A 14,415-nucleotide genomic window follows, 5' to 3' on the forward strand; every position below is an offset into this window, starting at 1 on the left:
GGTATGTTCTTAGCAATGTTCTTCAAAATGTTACTTGTCGTTTTCTTCTTTACAACACCAAACAATTAATGGCTTGAAGAGATTATCTCCAAGCCATTAATTTACATTACTCCAATCGTAGCAGCATCACACACTGCTACAGATTAAACTAACGAGCCGAATGCCTCCTACGCTTAGACGCAGCACCAGCCACTCCGAGCCCAGCAAACACCGCAGCCAAAGCAGCAAACACCGAAGAGCTAGCACCTGTATTAACACCACTCACATCACCACGCTTGAGATTCATTCCAGCAGAGTTACGCGCCGCGAGCATTCCCGCACGCAAAGCTGCACGCGCAGCACGCAAACGAGCCAAAGCAGAATCAACCTGCCCCTGAGTAGCATTCGCGTCCGCCAACACTGAACGAGCATAATCCAAAGCCGCATTAAACTCACTCACCAAGTTAGAATCAGCCACTACACCATTAGCATTAGCCGAAACATCACCAAGAGCCGCATCAACCTCAGCCTGCAAAGCACCCTTATCAGCGACATTATTAACACTAGTATTATTCACATCGTTAACACCAACACCAGTATTAACATCGGTATCGGTTCCAAAATCATGGTCAGAACCACTACCAACACCACTGCCACTATTAATAAGCCTGTTATAAGAATCAATCAACTTTTGCTTAGCATCACGAAGCCTACGAAGAGCCTGATCAACCTGAGCTTGTGTAGCATTAGGATCCTTAAGCACACTATCCGCATCATTCAACGCCTGCTGATACTCTGCCAAATCAGCAGCCTTACCAATAATGAACGGAATCGACTTACGGAAATCAGGATCATTGCCAGCTTCAGTGTTCAAATCAGACTTATCAGTCTTATGAGAATCAACAAGCTTACTCTTAGCGTCCTGGAGCTTCTTCAAAGCCGCATCAACATCAGCCTGCGTAGCATTCTTATCACCAAGAATCCTATTAGCTTCATCCAATGCGCGCTTATAAGCCTCAGCCTCTGGGCTTCCAGCAGCATTCTGATACTCAGGCGTCTTAGTGAAATCAGAATCCTTACCAGCCTCAGCAGTCAAATCAGACTTATCAGTCTTATAACCATCAGAAAGCTTAGACTTAGCATCCTGAAGCTTCTTGAGCGCCGCGTCTACCTGAGCCTGCGTAGCATTCTTATCACCAAGAACCTTGTTAGCGTCTTCGAGTGCCTTCTTGTAGGCTTCAAGAGCTTGCTTAGAAGCGTCGTCACCCTTAGCTTGAGCATTCTGATACTCAGGAGTCTTGGTAAAGGTGTCATTAGCATCCGCTTCAGACTTCAACTTAGAAGAATCAGTCTTGTAGCCGTCAGTAATCTTCTTCTTAGCATCCTGAAGTTCCTTTAGAGCAGCATCAAGTTCCTGCTGGGTTGGAGCCTTATCCATGCCTGTTGGAAGAGGCTTTACTGGTTTACCAGTTGCGCGATCGAAGGCAGCGAGAAGATCCTTGGCAGCCTTTAGCTTCGTGTTATAGTCTTCAAGAGCCTTCTTAGATGCTTCATCACCCTTAGCCTGAGCATTCTTGAACTCTGGAGTGTTCTCGAACACGTCGGTGCTGGTATCAGTATCGCCGTCCTTCGACTTATCAACTTCTTGTTGCAAGTCATGTGGACTCGTGACGTAGTTCTTAGTAATCTTATCCTTAATTTCCTTCAGATTCTTAAGAGCCTCGTCAACTTCCTTCTGAGATGGGATGTCCTTTTCACCAGGCTTTGGCTTACCATTCGCATCGAACTTTTCAAGCAAAGCCCTAGCTTTCTTCAACGCTTCTTTATAAGCAGTAACGTCAGCATTATCCGACTTGCCATCTTCAGCCTTCTTAGCAAGCGCATTCTGATACTCAGTAGTACTCTCAAATGACCCAGGAGTTGGCTTAGCAGTAGGATCTGGCGTATCAGCAGTAGACTTCGCAGCTTCAGTCTTCAAATCGTCAATCTTAGTACCGAAGCTGTCGTCGATTGCCTTTTTAGCATCTTGCAAAGCCTTAAGAGCAGCGTCTACCTGCGCTTGCGTTGGACGATCTTCTGGCTTTGCGTTTGGATCTGGGTTATTCACCTTGTTGATAAGATCCTGCGCAGCCTTCAGCTTCTTGTTGTAATCTTCCAGCTTCTTGGTGGCAGATGTATCAGAAGTTTTGTCTTCTTCGGTATCAGCCTTTGCAAGCGCGTTCTTGTACGGAACCGATGCCTCGAATGGAGGTATTACATCATTGCCTTGCGCGTCCTTATCGCCGACTTCGTTTTCAAGAAGCTTTGCATCGGTCTTATAATCCTTTGCAATCTTGTCTTGAGCTTCTTGCAGCTTCTTTAGCAAGTTGTTTACAGACTTCTGAGTTGCTGTCTTCTTCCAGTTATCATCATTAAGCTTCTGCTTGATTTGGTTGAGAACATTATCGAAGCCCGTGTCGCCACCATCTGTACCCAAGGCAGCTGTGGCACCTTGGTCACCAGCACCCTTCTTAGCAACAGCATTTTGATACTCAGGAGTCTTCTTGAAGTCACCATCTGCAAAGTCTTTAGCAGAAGTCAACGGCTCAAGATTCGTCTTGTAGTTATCGGTGATTTGCTTCTTGGCGTTCTTCAAAGCCTCAAGCGCATCGTTAATCTGTTGCTGCGTTGGGCGTTCGCTAGGCGTAGCAGAATCCTTCTTAGCAAGTAAGCCACGCGCATCCTTCAACGCCTTCTTATAAGCAGTAACATCTGTGTTTTCCACACCGTTACTTGTCTTAGCTTTAGCGTTTTTGAACTCTGGCTTAGCTTCAAAGTCTGCATCGACTACGGTAGCACCGTCTGCAGTAGACTTCTTCGCTTCCTCGTCAAGCTTAGTGGTGTCAGTCTTGTAGGCATCAAGTGCTTGACGCTTTTCGTTAAGCGTTGTCAACGCGGCGTCGATTTCTTTTTGAGTTGGCTTTGCGTCTTGCGGCGTATCTTTATCGCCATGCTTCTTCAAAAGCTCCTGAGCTTTTGTCAAAGCTTCATCATACGCCTTCTTGGCAGCAGCGGCATTAGTGTTCCTATCCTTATCAGGAACAAGCTTGCCACCCTCTTCCTTCATGAAGTGAGGGTCAGAGGCATTGCGATACGCATCAGAAGTAACAGTACCTTCCTTAACTGCAGGGCCATCTGTACTACCTTGCGCTTCAACGTTCTTCTTCAGCTCGTCAACATTAGTCTTGTAGTCGTTAAGAGCTTTACGAGCGTCGTCGAGCTTCTTAAGCGCTGCGTTTACATCCTCTTGCGTTGCGTCAGGCTTTATCATCAAGGCTTTAGCATCCTTCAAAGCATCGTCGTAAGCCTTAGCCTTCTCCTTGATGGCGTCATATCCAGAAGTATCTTCCTTGCCATCAGTACCCAGCTTATGCGGGTCTCTAGCATTCTTGTACGCTGGATCTTTCTGCGTATCCGTATCCTTATTAATGGATTCCTGCAGCTTATCAGTCTTTGTCGCAAACTGTTTCAATTGGTCAGCCGCGTCGTTCATTGCAGTCAGAATCTTTGTGACATCTCTATCAAGCGGCTCACCATTTGCGTGTGCCTGAACGCCATCAAGATAATTCTTGGAAGTCGGATTACCCTTTGCATCAGGAATCTTAGTGAAAGGATTGCCATGCGCATCTTTATCCTGATCGAGGGTATTGCTAAACGCTTTATGAAGCTTAGCAACAGCATCATCATATGCCTGCTTGATCTTCTTAGCGGCTTCTACTTGAGCTTTTTCATCCTTAGTAGGATTCGTCTTTACAGCAAGTGCTTTTGCATTTTTATAAGCAGGGCTATTTTGAATAGCTAGATCATTCCAGAATGCTGCCGAGAGCTTCTTCGTATCAGTTGCATACGTGTCAATAACTTGACGAGCCTTTTCAAGAGCTTCTTTAGCTTTTTTGCAGTCTTCGTCAGTTGGCTGCTGAGCTGGATCAGTGTTAGCAAACTTTGCCTTCAGAGCCTTGGCCGCATGATAGGCATCGTTGTACTCTTTGAATGCTTTCTTAGCAGCCTCAGCATCAGCACCCGCACCAAATGACTTATCGAATGCATTGAAGTACGCTGGCTTCAAATAGCCATCGATATTGTCTGCAAGTGCTTTCGTAAGATCGTTCTTGTTAGTTGAATAACCATCATGGAGCTTATCTTCAGCGTCATTTAATGCTTTTACTGCAGCATCAACCTGAGCTTGAGTTGCTTTGCCATCCTTATCTTCAAGAAGTAGTTTTTTAGCTTCCTTTAGAGCATCATCATATGCCTTAATAGCAGCAGCAGCCTTAGCCTTTTCTTCTTCTGATCCATTGGTCTGCTTACCAAGAGCATTCTTATAGAAGGTACTCTGCTTGGTTGCATCATTTGGATCAGGATTATCGAAGGTTTGCTGAACAGCAACAGCAAGCTTCGTCTTGTTTGTTGCCTTAGCATCAAGAGCCTTCTTAGCAGTCTCAAGAGCTGTAATTGCCTCGTTTACTTCCTTTTGAGAAGCGTTTGGATTCTTAGAAAGCTCGTTTGCCTTCTTTACAGCGTCGTCGTATGCTTTGCGCTCATCATCATTTGCGTTTTGATAGGCTGGGTCTGCAGTCTTGAGCTTCTCATCGCCTTGCTTAGACGCATCGCCAGTCTTCACCTGACCATGCTCAGCGATGGCAGCATTAAGCTTATCCTTGTTGGTGCTGTACTTATCAAGCTCCTTACGCGCAGCATCAAGCTTAGCCTTAGCATCGTCAACAGCCTTTTGCGTGGCGTTGGCATCCTTGTTTACTTTCTCAGCTGCAGCAAGTGCCTCATCATAAGCTGTTTTAGCTGCGCTTGCAGCCTCATTCTTCTTAGTATCAGGAGTTTTTCCGTCATCCTTCAAGAAGGAAGGCTCAGTCACATTCTTATACTTATCAGTTTCATACGTGCCGCTTGCAGCTGTATTGTCCTTCTTAGGATTACCTTGATCTTTAATGTCTTGCTCAAGTTTGCTCTTGTCAGTCTTAGCACCATCAAGAGCCTCGCGAGCCTTATCCAACCTAATCGTTGCGTTATCGATACGTGCTTTAAGCTCTTCAGACAGCTTGGAATCCTCCGTATCACCAGCTTCCTTCAACGCATCATTAGCTTTCTTCAACGCATCATCATACGCAGCCTTCTTATCGTCCGATGCATTGTAGTACTCATGCTGAGTAGGAACATCCTTGCCATCAACCTGAGTTGTCGCGTGCTCGCCAACAGACTTCTTCAAATCCTTTATCTTATGATTCGTCTGCGGCACAAATATAACGTTAATCGCCTTAGGCGTATTCCAAGGTTGGTTGCCGTTTTCCATGTAAACATTTCTATACATCGTCAATCCATACGGCAAAACAAACAGGCGCGCTTTATATACCTTGTCTTGTTTAGCAGCAACTACTACAGGCTTAGCGTCTTTATCCCAGGAATACGATCCTGCATTCGACTCTTCATTGCCGAGGTCCACACCAGAATTATCAACATTACGACTATATTTCCAGTAAGCGCCGTCCATATTACCAAGCGACAACTCAGTGGTAGGTTGGTCGTTCTTGTCAATCACGTAGCCCACATGCGACTTCTTGCCTTTTCCATCCACGCCCTCGTGATCAAGCTTCTCGTTGCCCGTGAGGTCACGCAAACCAGAGTTTGGATCCTTTGGTGTAGCTTTCAACAAATCAAGAATCTTATTTGTATCAAACTCTTTCGCGGCCGTTGGATCGTAACGGTAAATGATTGTCTTCCCATCTTCGCTCCATGAGAGACCTTCATCACTGTCACGACCGTCAATCTTATTTTGCTTCCACGAAACGTTGTAATCCTTGCGAATATCTGCCAAACGCGTGAGCTTGTGCGCCTTTACGTCAGAAGTAAACTCGGCAACAGCCTTATCGGTCTTGATCTTAACGGTAATAATGTTTTCCGCCTGACCATTCGAGATGCCCTTATTAGAGTCACCAGTCGCAGTAAGATTGCCAGTAAGATACGAAAGCGAAATCTGCTTCTCGTAGTCGGTAGCGCTTAATCCAAGCTCTGTTTTGTCTTTATTAGCTTCGTAAATAGCCTTCTTAATGCTCTTAATCTCAGCATCAGAGTAAGCGAGTGGATTGTAGATAACAGTTGCTTTATCGGCTGCAGGAACAGAAATATCCTTTTCCTCAAGCTTCTTCAACACAAGGTCGCTGAGCTTAATCTTAGGAGCGTCCGCAGCATCCACGCCGTCGAAGTGGATTACAGCATTACCATCATTATCAAACGTGATTTTATCGGTAGACACGCCGTTAATCTTTGCAAGCTTCTTCTTAATATCTTCCTTAACTTCAGCCGAAACCTTAGTTGGATCTTCAACAATCGGCTTATCAATGCGATCATCGTAGCGCGCAACCGTAAGCGGAATAGCTTGCGACTTAAAGCCCAAATCCGTAACCATATAGGTGTTAAGAGTCTTCGCACCAGCTACATACGTCTTATTTTTTGCGTCTTTAGCTGATGTTTCCTTATTAATAGCCGCAAACTGCTTTGCGTCGTAAGCATCTGCAGATTTTTCGTTAATCTTGTCAGTAAGCGTATCTGCGACTTGCGTTAATTTTCCGTTGACAGTTGTATTTACACCATTAGATTTACTTGCTGCAACAATCTGGTCATTCACAGACTTCTTATCTTTACGAGTAGTTTCAGCATTGGCTGCAGCAGTAATTGCTGCTTGAATCTGCTCCTTTGTAAGAGGCTGATTGTACTTAAGTACCACTGAACCAGAAGCTTTTGGTGGCACAAGTGTTGCTGCACGGAATGCATTCGTTTTATAAATAGTTGTAGTACCATCTTTAGTTACATACACAAAAATAGAACGGTTTGCAGCATACGCCTCAGCGCCGCCATTAAGGTTACCATCCCTAAAAAGATCGCTCATCGTAAGAGTAGCAGAGCCATCACCATTCGGCTTAAACGTATAGTTACCAGAGAAGCTCTGGTGCATCTTAGGATCGCCAGAATAGTATTCAGCACCCCTCTTGCTCTTATCGTTAGTCAAACCATTATTTTGAGCAGGGAAAATAGCAATAGCTGTAATTGTTCCACCATCTTTTGGCTTTGAAAAATTGAAAGTAACCGTGTGTGTTTCACCATTTACGCTATACGTGTTGTCCGAGCTTCCCCAGCCATACATATTCAGCATAGTGCCAGCGTTATTCTCGTCAATATTAATCTTGGTATTAGTAGTATCCGTTGTGTCAGGCTTAATTTTATTAGGATCTTGACTTGCTGAATCACCTTCAGCACGATCCTGATTTTCAGCCTGAGCATCCTTAGTAGGCTCAGGTTGCTTCTTTTCATCTAGCGAACGCCTTGTACGCTTATTTACAACAGATCCCGCAGGAGTGCCAGTTTCTTCAGAATCCTGTTTTGCATCTTGATTATCTACAGACGCAATGCTCTCAACCTTCGACCCAGCCTCAGTCTTAGTAACATCAGTATTACCGTCGGTCTTTGCTACAGCCTGCTCAGCTGGCTTAGTCTGCTCCTTCTTAGGTTCTTCCTTAGCTTCCTTAGATTCTTCCTTCTTAGCTTCTTTCTTCACTTCACTGTTAGTGGTCTCATCCTTAGAAGCCTCATTCTTCTTAGTAGCCTTAGAATCATCAGAAGTCTTAGAATTACCCTTATTAGCATCAACTAAATTCTGCTCCTTTGCAGGATCATTCGTCTTAACAGACGCAGAAGTAGCATCCGCCGCCATTGCAGGAGTTGCGCCAAAAGCAATCGCCGCGCCAGCAATCACGCCAGCAGCTCCAGCCGAAAGAGCAGCCACCTTACGCATGTCAACAACCTTTGCAGCCTTATCCTTTGCAGAACCAGATGTCTTGTTGGCGTGTTTACCAGATTTTGTAGTCATGTTCTCCTCTTTCGTGAGTTTAATTCGATTTACTTGATATTGCTTTGCGCACCGACCGCGGCTCTCAAAGCCCTATAGTTTTTAACAATAGATTTACAAAGTCTTATAGCGTACATCTATAATGATGTAGTCACCCTTTGATAAATCATTATAACATTTTAGAAAAAATTTTGAAGACAACTAACAAATGTTTATAGCTTTTGGGGGTACATACCCCCCCCCCCCAAGCCTTTTATTTCAAGGGTTTTTGCGAGATATTTTTTTCAAAAATTCTTGCGATTCTGGCGAGTCAACCGCCATTTTTAGCTCACTTATCTAAACATTTGTATATGATACAAATCACATTTTTAGACCCTATACAGTGAGTTTTCCTCTTTTATCCCGCGTTTGTTCCCATATTTGGCGTTTCGATAAACAAATTCAGGAATACCCCTCGCGCTGACTGCATCAAGTAAGGTGGAGATTCGAGATTTTTTGCAGCGGATGAAGCGTATCGCTCGCGCGTTACAGCGCGCTCACGTCTTCGCTTGCGTTGAAAGCACACTGTGCTTTCAACTTTGAGCAAGCTCAGCGAATCGAAGTGCATTCGCGCGCTACGCTTTAAGCGCTCATGCAAGTCGATCCGCAGTCCTCCGATGGCGATTCGCCGAAGTAGCAAGAAAAATCGAGAATCTCGGTGTTTAAGCTATACGCAATTGTTCCAGATATTCAGAAGGTTTGATGTATTTCTATACGAGCAATAAAAGAGGAGCGTAGCGACGGGACTTGCGAGGAGAGAAATACATCAAACCTCGCGCAACAGCAAGTAAGGGAATATCGTTCGCGCGCTACAGCGCGCTGCGAAGTAAAATCTCCTCAAGCGCGCGCTTAACCGAATCAGGCAGCGTGCACTTCCATTGCGCCCACTTAGCAACCTCTGGGTGCTGCGGCGCATGCGCGTTAGTCAAGTCAACGCTTTGCTGATGGCGCTCAAACTCGCTCTCGCTAGTGTATTCAAGCGCGCAAAGCTCACTTATAGCACTCGCACTACCACCAGCCTGGCGAATCGCATCAAAAGCAATCTCCTTGCCACGGTACGGCATTTGCGCTTGTAAAAGCAGCCTGTAGCAATCGCCAATCTTAGGGTCTTGAGCAATGCACAGTCCGCCATCCACAATCACTCGCACGCAATCGCCAACAGGCACGTTGCGCACAGAAACAGTAAGACTTAGCGTAGATTCTTCGCCTTCATATGAAACTTCTACAGCCTTAGATTCAAGCTGATTTTCCCCAACAAAAACGCGAACGCGCGAAAAGTCTGGGCAAGCCACGCCTCTAAACACCACGCTCCAATCGCGCTTGGAAGGCAGCGCAGAAACGGCACTAGCGCAACCCGTTGCAGCGTTAATCACAAATTGCGTAGACGCGTTGCCGTCTCGCCAAATAAGCTCCATGCGCGTATCGGCAGTTTTCCCAGCGCACGCGTCTTCAAAGCGACCATTATCTTCGCACATAACAAACTCGCCGCAATCCCCTGGGAATGCAAGAATGCGCAAAGATCGCGGATTTTCAACGCTATTAACAAGCTCCGCCGCCTGCTCGCTACTTGCGCAAGCCGCTTCGCTTGGCAAAACTTGCATTGGCACAATAGCCCCAGCGCGCGCAAACGCTGGCACGCGGTCGATTCCTCGCCAAACCTCAAATCTGCGCCCAGCACCGCCGCGCGAAACGTAGCGCCTTCCGTCAAAGAAATCGTACCAATCGCCTTCTGGAAGCCAAACGGCAGTACACCCGCGCTCAACTTGCGCGCACCCCTTGCTAACGATTGGCGCAACAACAAGTTGGCTACCAAAACGGTACTCGTTCGGCATCTCGTACGCTGCAAGCGTTTCTGGCGATTGCCAATACATTGGCTCTACAATCGGCCTGCCGCAAACCGCCGCGCGATAGTTCATCGTATATAAATAAGGCAGCATTTGCGCGCGAAGTCGCAGCATTTTAACCATCGCGTCACGAGTTTCACGAGGGAAGTTCCACGGCTCCTTGCCTGCAAACGGCGAGCAGCTGGAGTGAAGGCGATTAATCGGGCTAAACGCGCCAAACGCATACCAGCGCGCCTCCAGCTCATCGCATCGCACACCAAGCATGTGTCCGCCAATATCGTGGCTCCACCAGCCGTAGCCAATGTTGGATGCCGTAGAAGTAAAGTAAGTTTGAAAAGCCAGCGAATCCCACGTTGTTACGCTATCTCCCGAAAATCCCACTGGGTAGCGGTGCGATCCAGGCCCCGCGTAGCGCGAGAACGTTAGCGGCCACGCGCCGCCGCGCCCCGAATCCTGGTAGTGCACGTGGTTAAGCATCCAAAGCGGATCCAAGCCAGCCTGCTTTGTAACTCCGCCCTGCTGCCAGTCAATCCACCAGAACCCAACGCCCTCGTTCTCCATGCGCCGATGCATGTTTAGGTATGCTCGCAAAAAGCGCGGATTTGTAAGGTCAAACTCAACTGCCTTGCCGCTTGCAGGGTCAATTCCCATATCGCGCGCAACTTGAGCATAGTCTTCTTCAAACGCGCGCACGCCGTCTCGCGGATGCAAATTAAGCGTTACAGTAAGCCCTTCGCTGGCAAGTTGGCGCAAAAACGCGCGATGGTCTGGGAACAAATCGCGGTTCCACGTGTAGCCAGTCCATCCCGAACCGTACTTTGGGTCAACATCCGTTACGTGCCAATCCATGTCGATTACGGCAGTAGAAAACGGTATGCCTTCGCGCTTAAATCGGCTCATCAGCTGCAAATATTCGTCTTGACTGTACCTGTAGTACCTGCTCCACCAGTTGCTTAGCGCGAATCGCGGAAGAAGCGGCTGCGCGCCTGTGAGCTTGTAAAAGTCGCGAATTGCGCCTATATAGTTGTGACCGTAGCCAAAGAAGTATAAGTCTTTAGAGTTTGATTCGAGCCTGCTGCCATTCGCCTTTGCGCGCGGCTCCACCCATGCCCCGTATGGGTTTTCTTTTCCATCAACAGCAGCCGCGTACGCGATTTGTGCCGATTGCGAATCGTCTAACACGGCCCACCCGTCGCGAGATATTACGCCCATTCCAAGCTTTACGGCACCATCCGCCTCGTCCACTGTTCGCGCCGTGCCAAGCAAATTGCCGTGGCATTCGTCGCCGTAATGCCATGTGTTGAATTGCGAGCCTGGCACTCCGCGCACAACAATGCTCAAGCCCTCTTTGCTAAACGGCTGCTGGTTGTACGAAATCAACAGTTTTTCGGTTTCGACTTCTATCCAGCCATTTTCTAAGTTTTTTACACTATATTTTGGATTAGAAGATTTTGGATTAAAAGCGCGCGATGCCTCATCTTCGGTTGCTTGCGATTTTTCCGCGGCAATCTGCGTGCCAGCCTCAAAGTTTCGCCTTACAACTGTTTGCGTAGGCGCGTCTACAAATTCGCCGTTTTCGCTCCACTCAAGGCGCACAAGCGAATCCGTGATTAACGTGATTCGCCAATTTTTGCCGCTTATAACTTGCGACTCTTTGGCTTTAGACAGCGGATTTTTAGCGTAATCGTAAAAAATGTGTGCGTCTTGTGGATTGTGTGCGTCTTGTGGATTCAAAGTCATCTTATGCCTCTTTGCTTTGCTGCGTTGCATCTTCCAAAATCATACAGCAAACGTTTGCATTTACAAAACGATACGCGCCGCGCAAAAGTCGGAAGTTTCCGCGCGAAAAAATTACGCCACTCTTCTAAAGACTAAATAAAAATTAAAACATATATATATTAAGGACTAAAAACTAAAGACTTAAAGCTAAAAACTTAAGATAGCGCCTAAAGCAAAATCGTGAACAAGCTTGCGATTACAAGCATCAGCGGATACCACGCATACATAAGCCAGCGGAATTGCTTAGTTTGCTTAGGTCCGTCGCCATACGGACTGCGATAGTGCAGCACAGCCACGCCAACTCCAGGCGCCAAAAGCGACATAGCGCCAAACGCGCCAGCAATCAGCTCCATGCGAATCTCGTGGTTTTCTAGGAATCTAAAAATAAGAACAAATCCTAAAAGTAAAGCTCCACCCCAAAAAATATTCTGCCTAAAGCCGACTTTGCCGAAAAGATTCCACAATATTCCTGCAACCAGGATCACTGCGATTGACGCCACTTTTTGAACGCCTTTAAAACGCGCGCGAACCATGTCGATTCCCGAAAGCACAAAAAGCGCAATAACAAGCCCAAACACTGGATTTTGCGAGCGCATATCGAAAGCGCAGCCAAAGGTTGTAAAGTCGTACGGAACCTCGCAAATAAGCGCAAGCACAAGAAGTCGGAGCGTGTAAAGGTTGAGGTTATGCGTGTTTTGATATCCGCGAACGAGCAGCCACGCGTACCACGGCAGAGCCGACCAGCTTATAACTTCGCACACTACGGCAGCTGTGAGGCTCCACATGTTGGAGTTGGAAAGACCACCAAAAAGGTGCGGAATCACGGTTGTGCCAAATGCGCTGAGCATCATCATTACAGCGCCGAGCAGCTTGAACTTTTTGAGCGTAATACCCATTTTTATGTTCTTGTCTGCGCGGATCTTTGGTTTTAGCGCGTCCATAATTCACCTCTTGCTAGCACTCGTTGCGTTAAGTGCGTATATAAGTACGTATATTACATCAAGTTAGGTAGAGATTCGAGATTTTTCGCAGCGAAAGAGACGTATCGCTCGCGCGGTCAAAGCGCTCATGCAAGTCGGAACGCAGCAAAGGACTGCGCGCCGAGTTTAAGCGCGGAAGAATCGCAAGTAACCGCTCCGATCGAAATCCGCGGCCGCAAAATCGCCTCTGGCGTAAGCCCTGCAAGCGCGCTAAGCTCAATCGTCTCCTCGTTTAATCCAGGATTCATAACCACAATGATTCGTTCTGCAGAGGATTCGCCATCCGACTCAACCGCGCATCGCTCATACGCAAAACTGCGACCATCCACAGGCGCGTGCAGCACTCGCCAAGTGGCGTCAGCGTGCAACGCCGCGCACTTGTGACGCAAAGCAATCAGCGCGCGCACCCAGTTAAGCAGCGAATCGCAGTCCTGCTCCTGCCCCAAAACCGTTGGAATTTCGCCACTTTGCACGGCCTGCTTGCGAGAATTTGCGCAAGTCCTTCCATCCGCGCGAGCCTCAACAGGCAAGTACAACTTCGACTTTGCGGCCGTGGAGAATCCAAAATTCTTCGAATCATCCCACTGCATTGGCGTACGCGTGCCCGTGCGCGCATAACCACCCTCTTTTGTAGGAATATCGCGGTATTTCATGCCGATTTCGTCGCCGTAATACACAAACGGCACACCTGGCATTGTAAGAATCATGCCAAACGCAATCCGCCTTTCGCGCTCGCTTAATCGAGGAGCAAGTCGCGGCGTATCGTGATTGCACGTTATAAAACTAAAGTAGCCCTCGTTGCAAGTGGCCTCATACTGTGGGCAATAATCGTCTAAAAATGGGCAAATACTGCCGCCGCCGCGCGCATTAAAGTAGCTGTGGTCGTGCTCAGGATTGCTGTCTAGCGCATTATCCACATCGCGAGCCAAGCGCGCGTAACCGTTTGGCTGCCCATCCCAGCGCCAATTCAAATAGAAGTCCATGTCGAATTCAGCAGCAAGAGCCTGACGCGGCCTGCCCCACTCCGAAACGAAAGCAGCCTGTGGATACTCGGCTTTTACGGCACCCAGCATTTCTTGCCATGCGCGAATCGTGTTGTCTTTGCCAAGGCTTCCTTCGCCATTGTTGTCGTCGTTTTTTACAAGCGAATCCGCCATGTCTACGCGGAATCCGTCTGCACCGAGCGCAAGCCAGAATCGCATAACATCAACCATTGCAGCACGCGTTTGCGCCGCCTCCTTGGAATCTGGCGCGGATTGCCACGCGCGATCCCTATGCGCAAAGCCGTAATTTAGCGCTGGCTGGCATTTAAAGAAGTTAAGAATATACGTGGCATCTCGCTCGCTTTCGCCGCCAATAAACGGCATGGAATAGCCGCTAAACGCGCTGTCTGTCCATATATATCGCTTGCTAAACTCGTTTTCTTGCGCGCGCGAGCTTTGCTTAAACCACTCGTGCTCTTCGCTTGTGTGCCCTGGAACCAGGTCTAGCAGAATGTGCATTCCGCGATTGTGCGCTTCGCTAAAAAGCTGCTGTAAATCCTCGTTTGTGCCATAGCGCGCTGCCACTTTTTTGTAGTCGCGCACATCGTAACCCGCGTCTTTAAATGGCGAATCGTAGCAAGGATTTAACCAGATTGCGTTGCATCCAAGCGATTTTACGTAGTCGAGTTTTTCGATTATGCCTGGAATATCGCCGATTCCGTCGCCGTTTGAATCGTAGAAGCTTTGTGGATAGATTTCGTAGAACACGGCGTCGCGCAGCCATTGTGCATGTTCGTTTTGCATGTTTACCCCGTTTTGTTGGCGTATATTAACTTTTGCGTATATTAACTTTTGACTTGTCCGACTTTATTTTACTATTAACATTCTTGCTTTTGTTTCCGCATTTTGTACCACAT

At 47.4% G+C, this 14,415-nt stretch carries 4 protein-coding genes; all 4 read right to left on the bottom strand.

The window, feature by feature from the left end; genetic code table 11:
* Positions 1-148: 148 nt before the first annotated feature.
* The gene (locus HXT24_RS00930) at positions 149-7,894 is read right to left on the bottom strand and encodes a peptidase (protein ID WP_422119450.1); all 7,746 of its coding nucleotides are present in this window, start codon (positions 7,892-7,894) and stop codon (positions 149-151) included.
* An 827-nt stretch (positions 7,895-8,721) separates the two neighbouring features.
* Complete coding sequence (locus HXT24_RS00935; protein WP_422119451.1) at positions 8,722-11,496, bottom strand: TIM-barrel domain-containing protein; 2,775 nt, start codon at positions 11,494-11,496, stop codon at positions 8,722-8,724.
* A gap of 206 nt (positions 11,497-11,702) precedes the next feature.
* Complete coding sequence (locus HXT24_RS00940; RefSeq protein WP_422119452.1) at positions 11,703-12,476, bottom strand: TraX family protein; 774 nt, start codon at positions 12,474-12,476, stop codon at positions 11,703-11,705.
* A gap of 125 nt (positions 12,477-12,601) precedes the next feature.
* Positions 12,602-14,302, bottom strand: a complete 1,701-nt coding sequence (locus tag HXT24_RS00945; RefSeq protein ID WP_422119453.1) for an alpha-amylase family glycosyl hydrolase — start codon at positions 14,300-14,302, stop codon at positions 12,602-12,604.
* Between the last annotated feature and the right edge of the window lie 113 nt (positions 14,303-14,415).

This window comes from Gardnerella sp. DNF00354, assembly GCF_049262755.1.
Lineage (GTDB): Bacteria > Actinomycetota > Actinomycetes > Actinomycetales > Bifidobacteriaceae > Bifidobacterium > Bifidobacterium vaginale.